The organism is Mucilaginibacter aurantiaciroseus (genome assembly GCF_024055595.1).
In the GTDB taxonomy this organism is placed as follows: Bacteria; Bacteroidota; Bacteroidia; order Sphingobacteriales; family Sphingobacteriaceae; genus Mucilaginibacter; species Mucilaginibacter aurantiaciroseus.
The window spans coordinates 291,148-313,628 of the sequence record NZ_JAMXOF010000003.1 but is presented as its reverse complement, the minus strand read 5'-3'; the positions used below and the strand labels follow the sequence as shown (position 1 = coordinate 313,628).

Genomic DNA, 22,481 nt, shown 5'->3' with positions numbered 1-22,481 from the left:
ACCTGCACTAACAGCCCTCCGGCTTTTTCCCGTCTTTGTCGTCGTCGCATTTTAGGGCTCCGCGCAGTTCTGGGTTTTGCAGTGGCAGCGTAGTGAGCTTTCTTTCCACCTCGGTTTGTTGTACAACAACAGCATATGCCGCAGGTTCAATACGGCTACCCTGCGCTTCAGCGTAAACCTGGGTAAATTCGGCACCGATATATAATATAGCGGCGGTGTAATAGATCCACACAAGGATCACGATAAGCGCCCCGGCGGTACCATATACCGACCCCTGCGCTGTATATTGTATATATAAACTAATAATATATTGGCCAATGATGAAAAGAATGGCCGTAAATATTGCTCCCGAACGTACATCTTTCCACTTAATCTTAACATCCGGAAGCACTTTAAATATAACCCCGAAAAGAACAGAAATAACCAAGAGCGTGATACCAAAATTAACTGTAAATAAAAATGTTTCACCAACAACCCCGGCAATTTCTTTGCCCAATAGTTTAGGTAAGAATGTAACTATCTTATCACTAACGGCACTTATAATGATGTTCACCAGTAAAGAAGCCAATAATAAAAAGCCAAGGCTAACGATCAGCGAAAAAGAAAGGAACCTGTTTTTGAGCATTTGAACCCACCCCCTTTTAGGTTTGGCTTTAACGCGCCATATGGTGTTAAGAGAGTCTTGTATTTCGATAAAAATACTGCTGGCACCTAATAACAATGTAGCGATGCTTATGGCTAAACCAATCCCGCTTTTGCCGGTAATATCCTGCGATTTTATAGTGCTTTGGATTTGCAACGTACCTTGTTTACCAATATAATGCTGGATTTGGTCGTAAAAATCCTGGCGATAACTGCCGTCTTTTAAAAATATCCCGGCAAGGGCAAGTATTAATAACAACAAAGGCGCTAATGAAAAAACGGTATAATATGCTAATGACGCACTTAGTTTTAAACCATTATCGTCAGAAAAACCACTGAAGGTGGCCATTAATACTTTCCACAGTTGTTTTAAATACTCTTTACTGAAAAATTTCATATCAAAAATCGAATATATTTGTTAGCGCCTTGTATTATAAAAACATATAACACCATTTTATGAAAATTGTAATGATGCCGGCTAAATTTTTAAGGGTATTGTTTATTTATTTGTTGCTAAGCACTTTTAGTGCCTCGGCGCAAAAAACCACTATTTGGATCGTTCGCCATGCCGAAGAAGTGACCCATATTAAGCAAGATGAAGACCCTCCTTTAAGCGCGGCAGGCACCAAACGCGCCGAAGCTTTAGCTAAGGAATTAAAGGGTGAACACATTAAAGCCATATACGTAACCAAGTATAAACGAACTGGCTTAACCGCCCGACCGCTGGCTTATAAAGCCAAAATATTGCCGCGCGTTTATGTAGATACCGCCTTAAATGTATTTGCCAAAGCCATCATCAAAAATTTTAGGGGCGAAAATGTTTTAGTTATTGGACATTCTAACACGGTAATGAAACTTTTAGAAGCTTTTGGTGCCGATGTACCTTTTCCTTCATCATTGGATGAGGAAGATTACGATATGCTTTTTAAAATAACCATAAAAGATAACGGGAAGAGAGAACTTGCTATTGATTACTATGGCGAAAAACACCACACGAATGAAATCCCTGAAAAATATCAGCCGGAGATTAACCATCCGGAAGCCGTAAGGCCGTTTACCAACTACTAAATAGAGGCAAGAAATCAGGAGTCAAGAAACGAGCAATATCCTTTTTTGGCTTGTCTTTTGACTCTTATTATCCTGATTCCCTTAATGATTTGATACCACCAGCAGGTCAAGATCTTTACAAGGGATATTAAAACGCTCGCCCATGTGTTTGCTGGTGAGGTGCCCTTGGTAAATATATACCGCCTTGCGGATGCCTGCCTTTTGCCAGATCACATTTTTTAGCCCGCCCATTTCGCCAATATCTAATAAGATAGGTGCAAATATATTGGTTAGCGCATATGTTGCGGTACGTGCCACACGAGAAGCAATATTAGGAACACAATAATGAATCACATCGTACTTGCGAAAAACCGGGTGCGTGTGGTTGGTAACTTCTGATGTTTCGAAACAGCCGCCCTGGTCAATACTCACATCAATAATCACCGAGTTTGGTTTCATTTTGCTTACTGTAGTTTCAGATACGATCTGAGGACTGCGCCCGTCATCGGCCCTGATGGCACCAATCGCAACATCGCAGGTGGTGATGGCTTTTTCTAATACAATGGGTTGCACCACCGATGTAAACACCCGTGTGCCAATATTATTTTGTAAACGGCGAAGCTTATAAATAGACGGATCAAAAACCTTAACCTGTGCACCTAAAGAAATGGCGGTACGCGCTGCGTATTCGCCTACAGTACCTGCGCCAATTATCACAATTTCTGTTGGGGGTACACCGGTGATGCCGCCCAGCATTAGGCCTTTACCTTCAAAAATATTGCTCAGGTATTCTGCAGCGATGAGTATGGATGTTGCACCCACAATTTCACTCATGGCGCGAACCACAGTCAAGGAGCCCCCTTCATCCTCTAAATGCTCAAAACATAATGCGGTAACCTTTTTCTTCATCAGGGCGTGCACGCAATCGGCCTTTAGGGTTGATAGCTGCAGGGCAGATATAAGCAGTTGCCCGGGCTTCATCATTTCTATCTCCTCCATAGTAGGCGGGGCTATTTTAATGATGATATCGGCTTCGTAAACTTTTTTGGTGTCGTAAACAATCTGGGCACCTTGTTCGCTGTAATTGTTGTCGGTAAAGTTGGCGGCCTGGCCGGCGTTGCTTTCCAGCATCACTTCGTGGCCGTTGTTGATGAGCAACGCTACCGATAGCGGGGTAAGCGGGATCCGGTTTTCCTGGAAGGAGACCTCCTTGGGGATGCCAATATAAAGTTTGTCTTTTTTGCTCTTAACTTCCAGCATCGATTCCTGGGGTTGCATCATTGCCTGCCTGGCAACATCTGAAAACCCGCTGTATTTCCCTGTACTCATGTTACATTATTTTTTCCGGATGATGAAGATAAGAAAAAAACAGGATTGCTTATGAAATGTTTTCAACGCTTATTTGCCTGCTGGTGGCATCTATAACATGGATGCGCACACCGGTATAGCTATCGGGAATAAGATTAGCAATCTTTTCCGGCCACTCTATAAAACAGTAATTGCCCGAGTAAAAATACTCCTCGTAGCCCATATCAAGCGCCTCATTCTGATCTTTTAACCGGTAAAAATCAAAATGATAAACCGGGCCATCCTGCCCTTCGTATTGGTTTACGATAGAAAACGTAGGGCTGGTAGCCGCATCTAAAACGCCTAATTGTAAACAAAGCGCTTTAATAAGCGTGGTTTTGCCCGCACCCATATCTCCGTAAAAAAGGAAAATGCGGGTATCGCCGGCGAAGTTTAATATATCCGATGCTACCTGGGGTAGTTCGGCGGTTGATGTGATGTGTAAGTCCATAGTTTAATCCCCTAACGTCATCGCGGGGTACGAAGCAATCTCTTTGCTTTACAGAGCCGCTCTGTAAGTAGGGGATTGCTTCGTACATCGCAATAACGGGGTGAATTTAATATTTCAATTCCTATTTCGGCCCGTAGGTTACTATCGGGATAATCATTTCTTCTAACGAGATCCCACCGTGCTGAAAGGTCTCGTTATAAAAATTAACAAAGTGGTTATAGTTATTAGGGTATACAAAGTAACTATCGCCCTTGGCAAATACAAAGCTGCTGCTTACGTGCAGCTTTGGTAGCATGGCATCATGCGGGTTACGGATATGGAATACCTCTTTGGCGTTATAATTTAGGTTTTTACCTTGTTTGTAACGCAGGTTAGTGTTGGTATTACGGTCGCCGATGATCTTGCTGGGGTTTTTAACACGAATGGTACCGTGGTCTGTTGTGATAACCACCCTTAACTGTTTTGATGCCAGGAATTTCAACAGGTCGAACAACGGCGAGTGCTCAAACCATGAGAGTGTTAGTGAGCGGTAGGCCGCATCATCACTCGCCAGCTCGCGAATCATCTGCATATCTGTACGGGCATGACTAAGCATATCCACAAAATTGTAAACAACCACATTCAGCTCATTATTCATCAGGTTATTTACCGATTCATTCAAGGCACGGCCTTCATCAATATTCAGGATCTTGTGGTAAGAGTGCTTAACCTCGCGGCGCAAAACACGTTTCAGCTGGTCGGCAACAAAATCGGCTTCAAACAAGTTCTTCCCGCCTTCGTCCTCGTCATTTTGCCATTTTTGTGGGTAACGGGTTTCCATTTCCAATGGCATTAAGCCCGAGAAAATAGCGTTACGCGCGTATTGTGTAGCCGTTGGTAATATACTGTAATAAGTATCTTCTTCCTCTAACCTAAAGTATTCTGATATAATAGGGTTAATGATCTTAAACTGATCGTAGCGAAGGTTGTCGATCAATATAAAGAAAACCGGGCCCTTGCCATCCAGCTTAGGGAACACCTTTTTCTTAAATAACTGCGGTGATGATGTTGGCCCGTTCTCGGGGTCTTTTATCCAACTCAAATAATTGCGTTCTACAAACTTGCAAAACTGTACGTTGGCTTCAGCTTTTTGCAAGGTCAGTATCTCGTGCATCCCGGCATCCTCCAGGGTTTCCAGTTCAAGTTCCCAATAAATGAGTTTTTTGTAAACATCAACCCATTCCTGGTAGCTCAGGTTATCGTTAAGCGTCATACCCAGGTTACGGAAATCCTGCTGATAGGCCATGGTGGTTTTAGCGCCAACAAGCTTTTTATTTTCGGTGAGTTTCTTTATCGTAAGCAGTATCTGCTTAGGGTGTACGGGCTTTATCAGGTAGTCATCAATTTTCGACCCAATGGCATCCTCCATCAAATACTCTTCCTCGTTTTTGGTGATCAGTACAATAGGGATATCGTTATTGATGTTCTTTATTTGTTGTAGTGTTTCCAGTCCGGTTAGGCCGGGCATATTCTCATCCAGGAAAACCAGGTCAAAATACTGCTTTTTAAATTCCTCAATGGCATCGTTGCCGTTAGTAACGGTTATTATTTTATATCCCTTTTCGGTTAAGAATAAAACGTGTGGTTTCAGCAGATCAATTTCGTCATCGGCCCATAATATAGTAGTATCCTGCATAATATATTTAATTTTACCCTTTTATAACCTTTAGCGGGTATGTTTTGTTGTAAAAATATACAAAGGATTAACATTAATTAACAAATAGACCGTGCTTATTTTGTCATAATTGAACACTTTTGTATTCTTAAAAGCTACTTTGAACAAAAAGAAAATCATAAACGACCCGGTTTACGGGTTCATCAGCATACCAACCGAACTGGTGTATGACCTGATAGACCACCCATACTTTCAGCGCCTGCGCTACATTAAACAGCTGGGGATGACCCATTTGGTTTACCCCGGCGCTTTGCATACCCGTTTCCATCATGCTTTAGGCGCTATGCACTTAATGAGCATGGCTATAGAAACTCTTTGCAATAAAGGCGCGGAGATCTCGCCTGAAGAGAAAGAAGGTTTGATGATAGCCATTCTGTTGCACGATATTGGGCACGGGCCATTCTCGCACGCTTTGGAGCATACCATTGTTGATGAAATAGACCACGAGGATATTTCTATCCTGCTGATGAATAAGCTAAATGAGGAGTTTAGTGGCAACATTTCATTAGCCATCAGCATATTTACAGGCAGTTACCCCAAGCACTTTTTGCACCAGTTAGTATCCAGCCAATTGGACATGGACAGGATGGACTACCTGAACAGGGATAGTTATTTTACCGGCGTATCCGAAGGCGTTATCAGTTCCGACAGGATCATTAAAATGCTTACCGTAAAGGATGACAGCATTGCGGTGGAGGAGAAAGGTATTTACTCGATAGAAAAATTCCTGATCGCCCGCAGGCTAATGTACTGGCAGGTTTACCTACACAAAACCGTAATAGCTGCAGAGCAATTACTTTGCAAAATATTTACCCGTAGCCGCGAACTGGCTTTGCAAGGGACACGCTTCCCACTAACACCGGCCTTAAGCTATTTCCTGGAGAATTTTATAACCAAGACAGAATTTATGGCGAGCGGCGAGCATTTAAAAACCTTCGCTTTGCTTGATGATACAGACGTGATGGCCGCGGTAAAGATATGGGCCGATAGCCCGGATTTTGTACTATCTAAACTTTGCCATAACCTAATAAACCGCAGGCTTTACCACGTTGACATTACTAATGAAGTACCAAACGCTGATTTTATTAAACAGTTGACCGCCAGCGCTATGAAAAAATATAACATTAGCGAACACGAGGCTTCTTATTTTGTATTTGATGATGACATCCGAAACAACGCCTATAATAAGGGTGATGGCAACATTCATATTCTGAAAAAGAACGGCGAGATTACAGATATTACCCTCGCCAGCGATAATTCAAACCTGGAGGCTTTATCAAAAACTGTAAAAAAATATATACTTTGCTATGCCAAAGAACTGTTTTAGTGTGGTGTTCCTATAACTAACTGGAAGAGAGTTGTTTATTGGCGAGTTAGTTAATATTGGCTACTTAAAAAAACTCTTTTGGTACTTATATTTAATAATTTGTTGCTATGGTTTTAACATTTAAATTTGTACGATGCAATTTACCGCAAAGGATATAGCCTTTATGCTAAATGGAACAGTTGAAGGAGATCCACTTGTGGAGGCCAATCACCTGGCCAAAATAGAAGAAGGCGGCACCGGTTCTTTATCATTTTTAGCTAACCCTAAATATGAGCAATACCTGTATACTACCAATGCCTCGGTTGTAATTGTAAATAACAGCCTGCAACTAACCGCGCCGGTAAAAGCAACCCTTATTAGGGTTGAGAATGCTTACTCTTCATTTACCCTGCTGCTAGAACAATATAATACCATCAAACTAAATAAATCGGGCGTAGAGGAACCTCATTTTATCCATAAATCGGCTAAAATTGGTAAAGACCCTTACATCGGCGCATTTGCCTATATTAGCCAAGATGTAGTGTTGGGCGATAAATGCAAGATCTATCCGGGCTGTTACATTGCAGACAATGTAAAGCTGGGTAATAATGTAACTTTGTTCCCCGGTGTAAAGGTTTACTTTGATTGTATTATTGGCGATAATGTGGTAATACACTCAGGGGCTGTTATAGGCAGCGACGGTTTTGGCTTTGCACCCAACCCAGATGGAACCTATACCAAAGTAGCGCAAATAGGTAACGTTGTTATTGAAGATAACGTTGAAGTGGGCGCTAACACAACTATAGACAGGGCCACCATGGGCTCAACTTATGTGCGCAAGGGTGCTAAGTTGGATAATTTGGTGCAGATAGCTCACAATGTTGACATAGGCCAAAACACCGTAATTGCTGCCCAGGCGGGTATTGCCGGGAGCACCAAACTGGGCCAAAACGTAATGCTTGGCGGCCAGGTGGGCGTAGTAGGCCACATTACCCTTGCAAAGGGCACCAAGATACAGGCACAATCTGGGGTTGGTCGCACGATTAAAGAGGAAGGAAAAAGCTGGGCGGGGTCGCCCGCTATTGCTTACACTGCCGATATGCGTTCGAACGTAGTAGTAAGCCGCCTACCCGAACTGGAAAGAAGAGTTAACGAACTGGAAAAGATTATAAAAGAACTTAAGAATAGAGATGTTTATTAGTTCAATTGTTTATTAGTTTATTAAGCATGTATGCTATATAATAAACGATTTACCATTGAACCGATGAACCAATGAGCATCACAACATGAATGTAAAACAAAGAACTATTAAGGTGCCCGTATCAGTTTCTGGCACAGGTTTACACACAGGGCAAAGCGTTACCCTAACGTTTAACCCCGCACCTGAGAAACATGGTTATAAGTTCCGCAGGGTTGATTTGCCCGGCCAGCCAATTATTGATGCCGATGTGGATAACGTTACCGATACCTCAAGAGGTACAACATTAACCCAAAACGGAGCGAGTGTTAGCACAGTTGAACATGTGCTTGCCGCCTTAGTTGGTTTGGAGATAGACAACGTGCTGATTGATTTGGACGCCCCCGAAACTCCTATCATGGACGGTAGCTCGATACAATTTATTGACGCTATTGAAAAAGCCGGTTTTGAAGAACAAGCGGCCGATAGGGAATATTACCACATCCCATATAACATCCACTACTCGGAGCCCGACCGTAAGGTTGATATGGTAGCCATGCCTTTAGATGATGATTACCGTTTTACCTGTATGGTTGATTATAACTCGCAGGTATTGGGTAGCCAGCATGCAACTATTTCAAGCCTGTCTGAATTTAAAAAAGAGATCGCATCAAGCCGTACCTTCTGCTTTTTGCATGAACTGGAAATGCTGGTTAAGCACGACTTGATAAAAGGCGGCGATTTAAACAATGCCATTGTTGTTGTTGATAAAGAAGTTGACGAAGAAGAGCTTGCCAATCTGGCAAAACTATTCAACCGTAAAGATATAAATGTTGCCCCACAAGGGATTTTAAATAACATCGAGCTTCGTCACCAGAATGAGCCGGCACGCCACAAACTGCTGGATATGATTGGCGATCTTGCATTGGTTGGTGTGCCGCTTAAAGGGCATATTATGGCTGCAAGGCCGGGCCACGCGGCAAACGTTGCCTTTGCAAAAAAGATAAAAACGCTTATCAAAAAAGAACGCAGCCGCAAACACGTTAAGGTTTACGACCCTAACATGACCCCGGTTTACGATACTGTTCAAATCATGAACATATTGCCGCACCGCCCGCCATTGTTACTGATAGATAAGATCTTAGAGCTTTCCAAAACCCACGTGGTTGGTTTAAAAGCCGTAACCATGAACGAGCCGTTCTTTGTAGGCCACTTCCCCGGCGCACCTGTTATGCCGGGTGTATTGCAGATAGAAGCGATGGCGCAAACAGGCGGTATATTGGTGTTAAACACCGTTCCCGATCCTGAAAACTGGTTGACATTGTTCCTTAAAATTGAAAATGCAAGGTTTAAAGACAAGGTTTTACCCGGCAATACATTAATATTCCGTTGCGACCTGATAGCGCCCATCCGCCGTGGCATTGCCCAAATGAAAGGTATTGGCATGGTTGGCGAAAAAATTGTGGTAGAGGCCGAGCTAATGGCACAAATAGTTAGATATAAATAATATGATACAGCCTTTAGCATACATACACCCACAGGCAAAAATTGCCGATAACGTGGTTATCGAGCCGTTTGTAACTATCCACAAAGATGTGGAAATTGGCGAAGGCACCTGGGTGGGCTCAAACTCCGTAATTATGGATGGCGCCCGTATTGGTAAAAATTGCCGTATTTTCCCGGGGGCTGTAGTATCTGCACCGCCGCAAGATCTGAAATATAAAGGTGAAGCCAGCACTGTTACCATTGGCGATAATACCATTATCCGCGAATGCGTAACTCTTAATCGTGGTACCGCGCTCGATAAAAATACTACTACAATAGGCCAAAATTGCCTGTTGATGGCTTATGTACACGTAGCACACGATTGTGTTATTGGCGATAACGTTATCATTGCTAATTCAGTACAATTAGGCGGGCATATTAACATTTATGACTATGCTTTTGTAGGTGGCGGCTCAATGGTGCATCAGTTTGTAGAAATAGGGGCGCATAGCATGATATCCGGCGGTTCGCTGGTGCGTAAGGATGTGCCGCCGTTTACTAAGGCGGGGCGAGAGCCATTGTCTTACGTTGGTATAAATTCGGTAGGTTTACGCCGCAGGGGTTTTAGTGCTGAAACGATCAACGAGATCCAGGAGATCTACAGGATCATTTTCCTGAAAAAATATAATATGACCAAGGCCTTAGATATTATCGAAGCCGAATTTAACCCAACCGTTGAACGCGACGAGATCATCAACTTTGTGCAGAACTCGCAACGCGGCATCATGAAGGGATTTGGTAGCAGCTAAGAATTGGTTATTAGTTCGTGGATGAACGTTCATAGTCAGAATCGAGCGGCTAATTCCATGATCCATGAACTATCAATTATGAACCACCCGCATGAACATCACCCTCCAAAACATAGGCCGCCGCTTTAACCGTGAATGGATCTTCAGGGGTATAGATTATACCTTTGAAAATGCCGGCAAGTACGCCGTGCTGGGTGCAAATGGCTCGGGGAAATCAACGCTGCTGCAGGTATTAAACGGAAGCCTTGTGCCATCTGTGGGCGTGCTTAAATATGAAGACGCCGGTAAAGAAATTGAAGCCGGTACGGTCTTCAACTACCTAAGTTTAGCGGCCCCATATCTCGAAGTTATTGAAGATTTCTCACTAAATGAAATGATCGACTTTCACTTTAAGTTCAAAAAATTTAAAGCCGGGATAGATAAAAATGCCGTTGCCGATATCCTGAATTTGGAGGGCAGCCGCAATAAACTGGTCAAATACTTTTCATCCGGCATGAAACAACGCCTTAAACTAGCGCTTGCTTTTTGTGCCGATACCCCCATGCTGATGCTGGATGAGCCCACCTCTAACCTGGATACCCAGGGCATCGACTGGTACCTGAGCCTCGTAGAAAAATTTAGCGAGAACCGCCTAACCATCGTTTGCTCAAATCAAGAGCACGAGTACAGCTTTTGCGAAAACAGGTTAAGCATAGCCGATTACAAGGGTTAAAATCAACAAAATCTCAAATCAATTACAAAACTTTGTCGGCTTGGCAAAAGCATCTGATGTAAAAAATGGCAACGTGCTTCGCTTTACGAAGATGGCGATGCCCTGGTGAACATGGATAACGAAACTTACGACCAGCACAACGTACCCAAAACGCCTTTTGGCGCCCCTGTAAGGTTCCTGAAAGAGGGCATAAACGTAGTAGTTGCCTTTGAAACCGACGAGCCCATCATGGCATTTATACCAAACTCTGCCGAGTTAGAAATAACCTATACCGAGCCCGCTGTAAAAAGGCGACACCTCCACAAGTGCCCTTAAAAACGCGGCCGTTGAAACCGGTGCAGAAATTAAAGTTCCTTTATTCATCAACATAGGCGATAGGGCCAAAGTGGATACATCTACGGCTGCTTATGTAGAGCATTTAAAGGCCTAAATTTGACGATCATCGCCAATATATTCAATCTTTTAATTTTAAGGCGATTGCGATTTTCAACGGGTATTCACGGCGTGAACGTGAACACTTAAAAATTTAATTATCAGGCTAATTCCTCTTTTGACAATAAAAATAAACGGCCTTTGGGAACAGGGGCTTATTCTGTCTACCCCGCCCAGCCTTCACGGTCGAGGCTGCGGAAATTGATAGCTTCGGCAAGGTGTTCTAACAAGATTTCTTCGCTGCCGGCAAGGTCGGCAATGGTACGGGCAACTTTTAATATACGGTCGTAAGCACGGGCGGAAAGACCAAGCTTTTCCATGGCCTTTTTTAGCAAGGTTTGGCCTGCGGTTGTAATTTTACAAACATCGCGCACCATTTGCGGGCTCATTTGGGCATTAGCGTGCAGGTCAGGGCGTTCGCCAAACCTTTCTATCTGCAGTTCGCGGGCTTTGATCACCCTATTGCGAATCAGTTCACTTTTCTCGGCCAACCGGTCGGATGACAATTCACTAAAATTTACCGGCGTAACCTCCACATGCAGATCTATACGGTCCAGCAACGGGCCCGAGATCTTGCTTAAATATTTCTGCACCGTTCCCGGCGGGCAAATACATTCCTTTTCGGGGTGGTTATAATAACCGCAAGGGCATGGGTTCATACTGGCTACCAGCATAAAGCTGCTTGGGTAATCAACCGTAAACTTAGCACGGGAGATGGTAACTTTCCGCTCTTCTAAGGGCTGGCGCATGACTTCTAAGGCGCTGCGTTTAAACTCCGGCAATTCATCTAAAAACAAAACGCCGTTATGTGCCAGCGAGATCTCGCCGGGCTGTGGGTTGCTGCCCCCGCCAACTAAGGCTACATCTGAAATTGTATGATGCGGAGAACGGAATGGCCTGGTAGTAACCAATGCATCCGCTGCAGAGAGTTTCCCGGCTACGGAGTGGATCTTGGTGGTTTCTAACGATTCATGCAAACTCAATGGTGGCAAAATAGAAGGCAATCTCCGTGCAAGCATGGTTTTACCTGCTCCTGGCGGGCCTATCAATATTACATTATGGCCACCCGCGGCGGCTATTTCTAAGGCTCGTTTTATATTTTCCTGCCCACGCACTTCGCTAAAATCGCTATCATAGGCAGTAAGGCAGTTGTAAAATTCATCGCGGGTATTTACAACTTCGGGCTCCAGGGTAGCCGTACCGTTAAAAAAGTCGGCAACTTGTTTGATGTTTTCAACACCGTAAACTTTTAGGTTATCTACAATGGCGGCTTCGCGGCTATTTTGCTTTGGCAGGATAAAGCCTTTATACCCTTCCTTGCGCGCCTGAATAGCAATAGGCAAAGCGCCCTTAATGGGCTGCAGGCCGCCATCTAAGGACAGCTCGCCCATAATAAGGTATTTGTCCAGGTTCTCTACATCTATTTGGCCGGATGCAGCTAAAACACCGGTAGCGATGGTAAGGTCATAGGCCGAGCCTTCCTTTTTAATATCTGCAGGGGCCATATTAACCACCACTTGCTGGCGGGGCATACGATAACCACAATTTTTAAGTGCGGAATCTATGCGGAAATAGCTTTCTTTAATGGCTACATCCGGCAGGCCAACCACAAAATATTTGGTGCCCGGCGCAATATTCACTTCAACTGTAATGGTAATTGCCTGTATACCATAAACTGCACTTCCAAAGGTCTTAACTAACACGTGATAGATTTTTTGTTAAGCGAAAGATATAGATTTTATTTGAGGGAACGGGCGAATACTTTTCGTTTTGCGCCCAAAGAAAACGAAGAGCCCTGATCTTATCTGCTTTGCCAAAAAACGGCAACAAAAAAACCCGTACCTATGGATACGGGTTTGGTAAGAATTTGCACTTTAAGTGCTTTATCTGATTAGGCAAAGGCTGCAGGCAAATACTACATTTATCAGTAACACCACCGAAAACAGGTTTTTATTGTGTGCGCTTATGGTTGCCAGGCGCATGTTCAAGCTTTTAAACATCCTGTTGTTTAACAGTATAAAATGATTGATAAGCAAAAAACCTACGGCGCCAAATAAGATAGCTATGTAAGTTGAAGTGTTTAAAGTTAACCATTGCGCTTTAACCAAAAGCTTGGTAAACAGCATGGCGTTTGTTAACACCACAATTAGCAAAAAGCTTACGTTAAACAACGATTTAAACTGGGGCAATGAGCCCTGACCGAAATTTTTGAAGCTCCACCTGTAAAACATTACATAAATGGATTGATACGCTTTTGCCATGGTGTTAAAATTTAAGTGAACAGATCGGGTTAATTCTCACAACAACCTCACCGGGTTGTTATATAGTTCAATAATACGAAAAACATTTAAAAAAGATATAATGTTTTGATTTTTTTTAATTATCAAAATTATATAAGGCCAAATTGCAAATATCGAAACTAAATTACAATTGGTTTAAACATTTAGCAAGCTGTTAATTTGTAGGTTCGACAGGTTTTGTATCCGATGGTTTATTTGTTGTATCAAAAGTTGCCAGTAAATTTACGTTAGGGTCGGCCTTTACATCCGGCGTAGCCGATGCAACCGGTACGGTAATAGTATACGCCACGCCTTTTACATCAGATTTATACAGCTTTCCATCAACCATAAATTCTACCGTAAGCTGGTATGGCTTTTCTTGCAACTGATTGATGTGTATCGTAAGCGACTTGTTTTTCTGCTGGTAATGCCAGGTTATTTTTAGTTGCGGGTGCCCGGCATCGCGCAGCCATTGGGTAAAAAATGGGTTCAGGTCTTTTCCGCTTACTTTCTCCATCACAAGGCGCAGGTCGTTAGTATTGGCGTTGCTGCCGTTGTATTGCTTGTAATAGGCTTGTATGCCTTTCCAAAAAGCGTCGTCGCCAATTTTGCGGCGCAGCATGTGCAACACCCAGCCGCCTTTTTGGTAGGCATTGGCATTAAGCATCCCTATCATTTGACCCTTGTAGGCCGAATCTACAACAGGCGCGCGGTACTTTTTCTCAAATCCAAATATCATGTCGCGATCTGTAGCAAGGCGGCTTTTTAATGTATCTGCCCCGTAGGTGCCTTCCATGTATAGGTTGGTCATGTAGGTGGCAAAGCCTTCGCTTAACCAAACATGCCACCAGGTTTTCTCGCTAACGGCATCGCCAAACCATTGATGGGCTATTTCGTGCGCCATTAAGGGTTCTATGCCTTTATTATCGTTTACCGATTTTTCATAATAAAATATCGCCCCTGCATTTTCCATCCCGCCAAAAATGGTTTTAGACTGCACGTTGGCCAGCTTTTTATACGGGAATGCCCCAATACGTTTTACAAACCACGGCAGTATCTTAGCAGCAACGGCATAGTTCTTTAAGCCCTCTACCTTATCCTCCGGGAATACGTAGCTGTAAACAGGAGTGCCGCCGGGGTTGCCGGGGTTGGCTATCGCAAAATCGGCCACACCTATAACCATTACTTTGGTTGGCAGCTGCGCGGTTTCGCTCCAATGGGTTAGCTTCTTGTTTAGCGGCAAGGGTTTCTCAATAACTTTTAAGCCGTTGGAAACCACTTTATATTTTGCAGGTGCTGTAACCAAAAACTCAACCGAAGCTTTGTCGGCGGGGTCATCTACGCAAGGCAGCCAGTAGCGCGCGCGGGTAGCCCAGTTATCGCCAAAAAAAGTGCGGTGTTTATATTGATTGGTGGAGATGATCAAGCCATCGGTAGGGATACCCTTGTAGATAATTACATAGTTATGGGTCGATCCTTTGAGCGCTTTGATGTTCAGTACCAGCTTATCGCTGTCCTGCGTGTACTTTACCGGCAGGTTGTTTTCTTTGATGGCCGATACCATCATACCCTTGCCATCTTTGTTTTTCTTATAAAGATCGAGCGCTAACGTGGTGGCCGGTTTAAGAAACTTTGCGGTTATGGTTGCCTGCCCTTTGATCACGTTATCGGCATCATTTAAGGTAATGGCGAAGCGGTAATGCTGTACATCAACATTAGCGCCGGGCGCCTGGGCATTGGCAGATAAAGCTGCTATTAGCGGCGCGGCAAGCAATAGGTAGATTTTTTTACGCATGTGGTAATATTACAAAAAATACCACAGCTAAAACAAGGGGTAGTGTCTCAGTTTGAAATTTTATGAAGCTCGTATCATCGTTAACTTTATAAACTATCTTAGACCATGGATTTTTCTGAAATTACACAGTCGATACAGAATAACAAAAAGGAATTTACTATAACCATATTGGAAGCCACGCAGGCATTATGCGTAGTTATTTTTGTAGCGGGGCGTGGTGGAAGCCCAGTTCGACACCTTCCGTTACTAAGGGTTGTCGCACAACATGGATGCACCGTAATTGCTCCTCATTTTGAAATGCTGCCGTCTTTAACACCCACAAAAGAGGAACTGAATGCGCGCATTGAGCAGCTTGAAACTGTTTTGAGAGATTATTCACATTCGCATCAAACGCTCATAGGCTTAGGGCATTCTATCGGAGCTACATTGTTGCTTGCACTTGCCGGAGGAAAAGCATTAACATTTTCGGGGCACGGTATTGGCCCTCATTCAATTTGGAAGTTTGAACGGCTTGCCCTTTTGGCACCATCAGTTGATTTTTTCTTGCACCCTGGAGCACTACAAACAGTCAATACACAAATTTATCTGCGTAACGGAAGGAAGGATACGGTTACTCCTCCTTCCAAAGCATTATTATTAAAGCAAATATTGGAAAAACAAGGGCATGTAGATTTTTTACTGGATGAGGAAGCCGGCCATTTTAGTTACATGGATGAACTTCCCCCTCAAATTGAGGATTCGCAATCCAACCGAGAGGTCTTCTTGGTAGATTTGGCAAGAAATATTGCTCAGTTTGTTACCACTTAATATTAGGCACTTGTTCATTAATTTGGCAAACATTGGTCAAACTGAGACACTACCAAATAAGGGGCATTTAGCCCTTTCTAATATTTTGACCTTATCCTTTACGGTGTTTCTTTAAACTTTGGAAATCAATATAATAAAGCACCTTAACCGAAACGTTGTTGTTCTGCGGCTGGTTGTAGGTGTCTCGAAAGTTGTTGTAATAGTTTTGAGTGCCTAAATTGGTATAGCTTTGTGCCGATTGCTTCCAGGCCAGGCTTATCTCGCTGCCCGGTGTAAATTGCCAAACGTATATCATATCTATATTCCACAGGTTTAGGTTTTGGTCAACATTGTGGTTAAAATCAGTAGTGGTTAAGTTTGCCAGCGCACCATCCTGGGCCAGGTCAAAAAACTGTTTGTAATTTACCTTGCTCCAGTAATGCCTTAAGCGGAAGGTTAAGCCCATTATATTACTGAAGGTGTACTTCACATTAAAAATGTTTTGTACGGTTTGTGCATCGCGCAAGCCAACTATTGGGGTTACGTTATCATTTGCTACGGTAGCAAATCCGATGTAATTAATACGCGGACTAACCATAAAATCGCCACCAACAGAAAACTTGTTGCTTACCCTATAATTGTAAAACACATTCAAATCGTTGCCTTTACCATTAAAGCGGTTAAGCCACGCGTTTGAGTAAAAGATGCCAACCGAAAAAGGTTTAGCCTGGTTTGTTTGCAGGTTTAGGTTGAATATAAAACTTTCGGCCGTTTTAAATACCCGGCCCGGCACACGCGGTTCGTAAAAGTCGTTCCCGCTCATGCGGATGTGCCCGTTAAAGTTGGCGTACCAAAAGTTTTTGAAATTCGCCCCGGCACCAAAGTTTTGGTTAAAGTATTGGTAGCTATATGGCGATACGCGGTACGATGAATAGGTATTTGTCCATACATCCCACTTGGTGAAAAAGTGTTTGGGCTTGTAGTTAGCGTATGAAAGGTTTAGGTTATGATCTAAATAGTTGTTGTTAAACAAAATGCCGAGGTCATTGGGGTCATATTTTTTATCTACACGATCTTCAGATACGCTCCAGGTAAAATTACCCAGTGTTTTGCCAAAAGTAACATTGTAGTTGTAGCCCGTAACGGTTTGCTGGCTCCTGTAAAACTTGTTACTCATTAATCCGTAGCCCGAAAGGTTATATGAGTTTTTTTTGTTGTTAAGGTTCCACACCAGGCCACCCACATCGGCAGAGTAGTCTTTACCGAAACGGTTAACATTGGTGTTGATAAGCGTTACCGACGAGTTGTTCTTCAGGTTTTGATCGAAAACCAAAATGTTATAGTTGGTTAGCGGGCTTGTTTCTACCTGGCGCTGGTTGCCTGCCGCGTCTTCCACCGTAGCGTAAGCCGTATTAGTTATACCGTTGAAAACACCAATGCCTAACCCTTTTGACGTACGGCCCGATAGTTTGAAAGCGTTGATCAGTTTGGTTTCGGTAGGGTTGCCCACTACAGCCTCGCCCGGTTGCAGGTTATCATAAGCCTTGCCATAGTTAAGGGGCTGCCCGCCAACGCGGCGGGTGTAAAACAAATTACCTTTATTGAACAGCTCGGTACCTTCGGTAAAAAAGGGGCGGTTCTCGTTATATTTTACCTCGAACGGCGTAAGGTTTAGAATCTTATTATCTGATTGCACCTGCCCAAAATCGGGGATCAGCGTAAGGTCCAGCGTAAAGCTTTCGTTAATTCCGTACTTTACATCCATGCCACCATTTACAGATGCTTTGGTGTTTGGGACGCCTGCCATATTGTATGGGTAATGGTTTACATAGGTAGAAAAATATGGGTAAAAGCCTAAACGCACCGGCGGAACTATCTTTTCTATCCCCGTAAGGATGCCCTCCTGGTTAATGAACCCGTTTTGCTTGGGGTCAAGCTCATTCCAAAATAATTGCTGTTGCGTATTTTGGCGTTTGCGGATGATGTTCATGCCCCAGGTTTGGATATCCTTTTTAGCGAAGCGGAGTGCCGAGTAGGGTACTTTTATCTCGGCAGTCCAGCCCAGGCTGTCAATTTTTACCTTGCTTATCCAAACGGCATTCCAGGTAGGGTCTTCGCTATTGCCTTCCGAATTTGGCAGGGCGTACTTGGCATCAAACTGCCCGTTGGTTGATGTTACAAAAAAGCCGGCTGCATTGATGCCATCCTTATAGGTATCGAATATAATTCCGATGAAATCGGCATTACCTATCTGGTCGCGCGTGGCAAATTCACGGGCAATTTTGGCCGGGTCTTTCTCATACATGCGGGCGCCAATGTATACGGCTTCGTTATCGTAAATTATTTTTACTTCTGTGCGGTCGGCAGCGTTTTCGTGTGTGCCTGCATTGGGGCGCAACTGTACAAAATCGGTAGCAAATGGTACCTTTTGCCAAACGGCGTCATCAAGTTCACCATCCATTTTGGGTGCGGCCTGGGTTTTTATAGCCACAAGGGTTTTCTTCTTTTCTTGCGAAAAAGTATTTAGTGTTATAGCAGATAGTAATATGGCAAGTAAAAAAACTCTCATTCGGGTTGGTTAACAGTTTCGATTAGATGCTCGAAATTTGCAAAACGTTACAGGATATTATGTTAAAAATTGGTTAACAAGTGTTAAAGTTTGTTAATGAGGGAATTGCGCGGCAATATTTATTTTAGTTGGTATAAATAAGGGGATAAAAACCGCGCATGTCATTTTCAGATATATTAGCCAAATCACTTCAAAATCTTAACTTTGTGTCCTCAAAAATTAGGAATTTATAATGTTTGAAAATTTATCGGATAAACTCGACAGGGCGTTTAAAGCACTAAAGGGCCAGGGATCAATTACAGAAATAAACGTGGCCGAAACCATGAAAGAGATCCGCAAAGCTCTTTTGGACGCCGACGTTAACTATAAAACAGCTAAAACCTTTACAGATGATGTAAGGACAAAGGCCATGGGCGAAAACGTATTAACGTCGATCTCGCCGGGCCAGTTGCTTACCAAGCTGATGAACGACGAGCTTACCGCTCTTATGGGCGGCACCACTGCCGAACTGGAGCTGAAAGCATCGCCAACCATCATCCTGATAGCGGGCTTGAACGGCGCGGGTAAAACCACTTTTACCGGCAAGCTTGCCAATTACCTTAAAACACAAAAAGGCAAAAAACCATTATTGGTTGCCGGTGATATTTACCGCCCCGCGGCTATTACCCAATTGCAGGTTTTAGGCGAGCAGATCGGTGTACCCGTTTATGCCAACCTGGAATCTAAAGACCCAATTGCCATTGCGCGCGAGGGTCTTGCCCTGGCTAAGCAAAACGGCAACAACGTGGTAATTATTGATACCGCGGGCCGTTTAGCTATTGACGAGGCCATGATGGTGGAGATAGAGCAGGTGAAAGCCGCTGTGAACCCACACGAGATATTGTTTGTGGTAGATTCCATGACCGGCCAGGATGCTGTGAACACCGCCAAGGTGTTTAACGATCGCCTTGACTTTACCGGTGTTGTTTTAACCAAGCTTGATGGTGACACCCGCGGTGGTGCGGCGCTATCAATCAAATCCGTTGTTAACAAGCCCATAAAATTTATTGGTACCGGCGAAAAGATGGAAGCGCTTGACGTTTTCCACCCGGATCGTATGGCATCAAGGATCCTGGGCATGGGTGACGTGGTTTCATTGGTTGAACGCGCGCAACAGCAGTTTGACGAGAAGGAAGCTGCCGAGCTGCAACGCAAGATCCGCAAGAACAAATTCGACTTTAACGATTTTTATAGCCAAATACAGCAGATCAAAAAAATGGGTAACATGAAGGATCTGATGGGTATGATACCGGGCGTTGGTAAAATGATGAAAGATGTTGAAGTAAGCGACGATTCTTTTAAAGGTATCGAAGCCATCATCAACTCGATGACGCCAAAGGAAAAAGAAAACCCCGACCTGATCAACCCAAGCCGCCGCAACCGTATTGCCAAAGGCTCGGGCACCGACCTGCAGGAAGTTAACCGCCTAATGAAACAGTTTGACGATATGCGTAAAGTGATGAAACAAATGAGCAACCCCGCGGCCATGGCCAACATGATGCGCAGGATGCCAAAGATGTAACCAAAACATAAAACAAATAGAAAAAGCCCTGACGAATGTTGGGGTTTTTTGTTCCAATTTCTTGCAAAAACGCTAGTGGATACCGGCGACCTCGGGATAGTAAACCAAGGTAAAACTTTGGCGTTTTGAGGTCGAAAAAATGTGTTTTTAAGACGGTAATTATCCCCTTTTTGGTGCGTAATTTCGTGATAATATTAGCACTAAAATAAGGTTATAAATCAACCGGGGTATCAAGGAAACTTATACAACACCCCCAGCGCTAAACCCTCTGTAGCCTGTACGCCGGGTTTAGATTTTTTGTCGAACAATATCGTTCCGTTGATAGAAACGTTCACCAGGCGGTTTACCTTGGCAGCCAGTATGGCATCAAAGCGGTGGCGGGTAAAGCTCAGGTCTTGTCCGTAAGGTACAAATACATCATAACGGGCGTTTAAATGCATGTTTTTTGCTATATCCTTATCAAATATGGCTACCATCTGGAACGCGATATCTGTACGGATGCTTTTGCCCCTTTTTACCCCGTAAAGTTCATCTACACCCGGTGCCAGGCTGTTAAAAACGTTATCATCAAGCACAAAGGTTTGCCTTGCGGTACCGGTACCTAAACGAAGATCAAAATAACTCGTAGGCTTATATTCAAAACCTATTGATTCGGTTAAGTAACCCGGCGCCATAAAATTCGATATCAATATCGGCGGGTTCACACCGGCGCCGTCATACTGGTACCCGGTATCAAACTGAGATTCAAACGTTAAAGACCCAAAGAAAAACCAGTGCTTGGACATTTGGGTAGCTATCTTATTATCAAAAAAGATCCTGTCGTTACTTTTGCGGGATGACTGGCCTTTGTTTTTTGATTTACCATAAAGCAGGTTCAATTCTGAGGTATAACTGAATGGAGCTTTATTATACTCTATCCGGTAAATAAAGTTGGATGTTAAGGCCACCGCTGTAACACCACCAGCGGCATAGTTATCGCTAAAGGCGGCCTGGCTAAAGTTTAACCCAAACGTGATGTACTTGCGCCAGTAGCTTATTTTATAGTCCAACATAGTAACCGGTATCAGTTCCTGCTGTATCTGGATAGGGGTTGGCGGTACCGGTATGGCATTCTTTTTTGTTTGAATGCGGTATTTATTAAGAATGGTGGTATCAATTTTTACCGTGTCTTTTTTTACGGTATCGGTGGTTTGCGCGTTTGTGCCAAGCGCCGCTGTAAACATCAGTAAGAAGAATAGTCTGGTACCGGTTTTCAACATAGCCACAAATAAAAAGTAAAAATCTGTTATTTCTATGGTTTAATTAAAAATACTTCATCCAGCCAACCCATTTACGCTGTTTAAGATACGCCATATCTGCTTCCTTTTCATAAGCCTCCCGCTCAAAAACGATATTTAAGTACGCTTTATTATGCTCGCGAAAAATGATAAGATTAACAAAGTAATTTAGCAGGTACAAAATATAAAAGAGGATAACCAGCAGCTCGGCCTGTTGCCGCAGGTGTATCCGTTCGTGATTTATCATAACCTCATCATTCAACAGCGCTTTGTTATTCAGCAAAATGAAAGGAAACAGCGCCATACCGTTTACCTTTAAAAAAGGCGTTACAATTATTTTGTATCCGGCTCCCATTTAACTTGTGGTAAGGGGGCAAGGTCGTATGCGCTTGGCCGGCGTTGGTAGCGTTTTAAATTCTTGCGGATGTAATCTATAAAATCGTAATCGCTTGCCGAGGTAACTAAGTAGTAGCCCGGGCGGTACTTGTGCATAAAATCGGTAAGCTTGGGTTCTTCCAGGTGGGTTATACCTTGTACAAACGCTTTGTTAAAGCGGTAATCAATAATGTTTTGCCGGTATTCGGCATCTATAATACCACGCAACTTTTCGGCATTGCGGCCGCTTTTACTAAAGGCATTATAAAGGGCATCAATACCAAACCCTACGCCGCCAGAGCCAATACTCAGCAAATCGGAATTGTATTGCGACCCATAGATCTTGCTAAACTCGCGTTGTGTATTAGCCAGGCGCTTTTGCGGATTTATAAAGCTATCGCGGATGGTTACCTCGCGCAGTGCTATTGCATTGGGTTTTAAATAAATGGCCAGTGCGGTATAGTCTTTTACTTTAACCGTATCGCTATAATGATCCTGCTTATAGAATATCAGCATATCGCCGGGCCTGGCAACAATGTTAAATTCACCTTTAAAGTTATTGTAGGCTGATTTACCTGATGTAGCGTTTAACACCCTTACTTTAGCCACGCGCGCCTTGCTATCCTTATCAAACACAATACCGGTAACTTCCTTTGTTTGTGCAAAGGTGTTAACGCATAAAATGCTTAAGAAAAAGGAAAGCCACAACTTCATTAT

Annotated in this window: 19 protein-coding genes and 1 pseudogene; 9 read left to right on the top strand and 11 right to left on the bottom strand. The window is 43.5% G+C overall.

Annotated features, from left to right (window positions below; genetic code table 11):
• Positions 1-7 precede the first annotated feature (7 nt).
• Positions 8-1,039 (bottom strand): YihY/virulence factor BrkB family protein, encoded by a 1,032-nt coding sequence (locus tag NAF17_RS14720; protein WP_252758765.1) that lies wholly within the window; start codon positions 1,037-1,039, stop codon positions 8-10.
• A gap of 59 nt (positions 1,040-1,098) precedes the next feature.
• On the opposite strand from NAF17_RS14720, the gene NAF17_RS14715 reads away from it, so the two are divergent.
• Entirely contained in the window at positions 1,099-1,710 is a 612-nt protein-coding gene (locus tag NAF17_RS14715; RefSeq protein ID WP_252758764.1) for a phosphoglycerate mutase family protein, read from the top strand.
• Positions 1,711-1,791: 81 nt separating this feature from the next.
• On the opposite strand, the gene NAF17_RS14710 is transcribed toward NAF17_RS14715, so the two are convergent.
• From NAF17_RS14710 to porX, 3 genes are all read right to left on the bottom strand, one after another.
• A complete protein-coding gene (locus NAF17_RS14710) occupies positions 1,792-3,018 on the bottom strand; it encodes an alanine dehydrogenase (RefSeq protein ID WP_252758763.1) in 1,227 nt (408 codons plus the stop codon).
• Between the two features lie 49 nt (positions 3,019-3,067).
• Entirely contained in the window at positions 3,068-3,487 is a 420-nt protein-coding gene (gene tsaE / locus NAF17_RS14705; RefSeq protein WP_252758762.1) for a tRNA (adenosine(37)-N6)-threonylcarbamoyltransferase complex ATPase subunit type 1 TsaE, read from the bottom strand.
• A gap of 121 nt (positions 3,488-3,608) precedes the next feature.
• Positions 3,609-5,162, bottom strand: coding sequence for a T9SS response regulator signal transducer PorX (gene porX / locus NAF17_RS14700; RefSeq protein ID WP_252758761.1), 1,554 nt, complete (start codon positions 5,160-5,162; stop codon positions 3,609-3,611).
• Between the two features lie 139 nt (positions 5,163-5,301).
• Between porX and NAF17_RS14695 the strand changes: the two genes are divergently transcribed.
• The 6 genes and pseudogenes from NAF17_RS14695 to NAF17_RS14670 all read left to right on the top strand — a co-directional run.
• Complete coding sequence (locus NAF17_RS14695) at positions 5,302-6,528, top strand: HD domain-containing protein (RefSeq protein ID WP_252758760.1); 1,227 nt, start codon at positions 5,302-5,304, stop codon at positions 6,526-6,528.
• A 133-nt stretch (positions 6,529-6,661) separates the two neighbouring features.
• The gene (gene lpxD / locus NAF17_RS14690; RefSeq protein WP_252758759.1) at positions 6,662-7,708 is read left to right on the top strand and encodes a UDP-3-O-(3-hydroxymyristoyl)glucosamine N-acyltransferase; all 1,047 of its coding nucleotides are present in this window, start codon (positions 6,662-6,664) and stop codon (positions 7,706-7,708) included.
• A gap of 85 nt (positions 7,709-7,793) precedes the next feature.
• On the top strand, positions 7,794-9,191 hold the full coding sequence (locus NAF17_RS14685; RefSeq protein ID WP_252758758.1) for a bifunctional UDP-3-O-[3-hydroxymyristoyl] N-acetylglucosamine deacetylase/3-hydroxyacyl-ACP dehydratase: 1,398 nt from the start codon (positions 7,794-7,796) through the stop codon (positions 9,189-9,191).
• A gap of 1 nt (position 9,192) precedes the next feature.
• Positions 9,193-9,978, top strand: coding sequence for an acyl-ACP--UDP-N-acetylglucosamine O-acyltransferase (gene lpxA / locus NAF17_RS14680; RefSeq protein ID WP_252758757.1), 786 nt, complete (start codon positions 9,193-9,195; stop codon positions 9,976-9,978).
• Positions 9,979-10,069: 91 nt separating this feature from the next.
• The gene (locus tag NAF17_RS14675; protein ID WP_252758756.1) at positions 10,070-10,690 is read left to right on the top strand and encodes an ABC transporter ATP-binding protein; all 621 of its coding nucleotides are present in this window, start codon (positions 10,070-10,072) and stop codon (positions 10,688-10,690) included.
• A gap of 81 nt (positions 10,691-10,771) precedes the next feature.
• Positions 10,772-11,120: pseudogene (locus NAF17_RS14670) on the top strand (elongation factor P); the annotation flags it as partial.
• A 166-nt stretch (positions 11,121-11,286) separates the two neighbouring features.
• Here NAF17_RS14670 and NAF17_RS14665 read toward each other — a convergent pair.
• From NAF17_RS14665 to NAF17_RS14655, 3 genes are all read right to left on the bottom strand, one after another.
• Positions 11,287-12,825 (bottom strand): YifB family Mg chelatase-like AAA ATPase, encoded by a 1,539-nt coding sequence (locus NAF17_RS14665; RefSeq protein WP_252758755.1) that lies wholly within the window; start codon positions 12,823-12,825, stop codon positions 11,287-11,289.
• Positions 12,826-13,005: 180 nt separating this feature from the next.
• On the bottom strand, positions 13,006-13,383 hold the full coding sequence (locus NAF17_RS14660; protein ID WP_252758754.1) for a hypothetical protein: 378 nt from the start codon (positions 13,381-13,383) through the stop codon (positions 13,006-13,008).
• Positions 13,384-13,576: 193 nt separating this feature from the next.
• Positions 13,577-15,196 (bottom strand): M1 family metallopeptidase, encoded by a 1,620-nt coding sequence (locus NAF17_RS14655; RefSeq protein ID WP_252758753.1) that lies wholly within the window; start codon positions 15,194-15,196, stop codon positions 13,577-13,579.
• 105 nt (positions 15,197-15,301) lie between these two features.
• Here NAF17_RS14655 and NAF17_RS14650 point away from each other — a divergent pair, with 105 nt between their 5' ends.
• Positions 15,302-16,003 (top strand): alpha/beta hydrolase, encoded by a 702-nt coding sequence (locus tag NAF17_RS14650; RefSeq protein ID WP_252758752.1) that lies wholly within the window; start codon positions 15,302-15,304, stop codon positions 16,001-16,003.
• A gap of 91 nt (positions 16,004-16,094) precedes the next feature.
• Here the strand turns inward: NAF17_RS14650 and NAF17_RS14645 are convergent, their stop codons facing one another.
• On the bottom strand, positions 16,095-18,551 hold the full coding sequence (locus tag NAF17_RS14645; RefSeq protein WP_252758751.1) for a DUF5916 domain-containing protein: 2,457 nt from the start codon (positions 18,549-18,551) through the stop codon (positions 16,095-16,097).
• Between the two features lie 232 nt (positions 18,552-18,783).
• Here NAF17_RS14645 and ffh point away from each other — a divergent pair, with 232 nt between their 5' ends.
• Positions 18,784-20,112, top strand: a complete 1,329-nt coding sequence (ffh, locus tag NAF17_RS14640) for a signal recognition particle protein (protein WP_252758750.1) — start codon at positions 18,784-18,786, stop codon at positions 20,110-20,112.
• A 230-nt stretch (positions 20,113-20,342) separates the two neighbouring features.
• Here ffh and NAF17_RS14635 read toward each other — a convergent pair whose 3' ends face one another.
• The 3 genes from NAF17_RS14635 to NAF17_RS14625 are packed head-to-tail and all read right to left on the bottom strand — an operon-like array spanning position 20,343 to position 22,478.
• Positions 20,343-21,371 carry a DUF3078 domain-containing protein gene (locus tag NAF17_RS14635; RefSeq protein WP_252758749.1) on the bottom strand — a complete coding sequence of 343 codons (1,029 nt, stop codon included), beginning with the start codon at positions 21,369-21,371 and terminating at the stop codon, positions 20,343-20,345.
• 43 nt (positions 21,372-21,414) lie between these two features.
• On the bottom strand, positions 21,415-21,744 hold the full coding sequence (locus NAF17_RS14630; RefSeq protein WP_252758748.1) for a hypothetical protein: 330 nt from the start codon (positions 21,742-21,744) through the stop codon (positions 21,415-21,417).
• Entirely contained in the window at positions 21,723-22,478 is a 756-nt protein-coding gene (locus NAF17_RS14625; RefSeq protein WP_252758747.1) for a hypothetical protein, read from the bottom strand. The genes NAF17_RS14630 and NAF17_RS14625 overlap by 22 nt, the downstream gene beginning before the upstream one ends.
• Positions 22,479-22,481 lie beyond the last annotated feature (3 nt).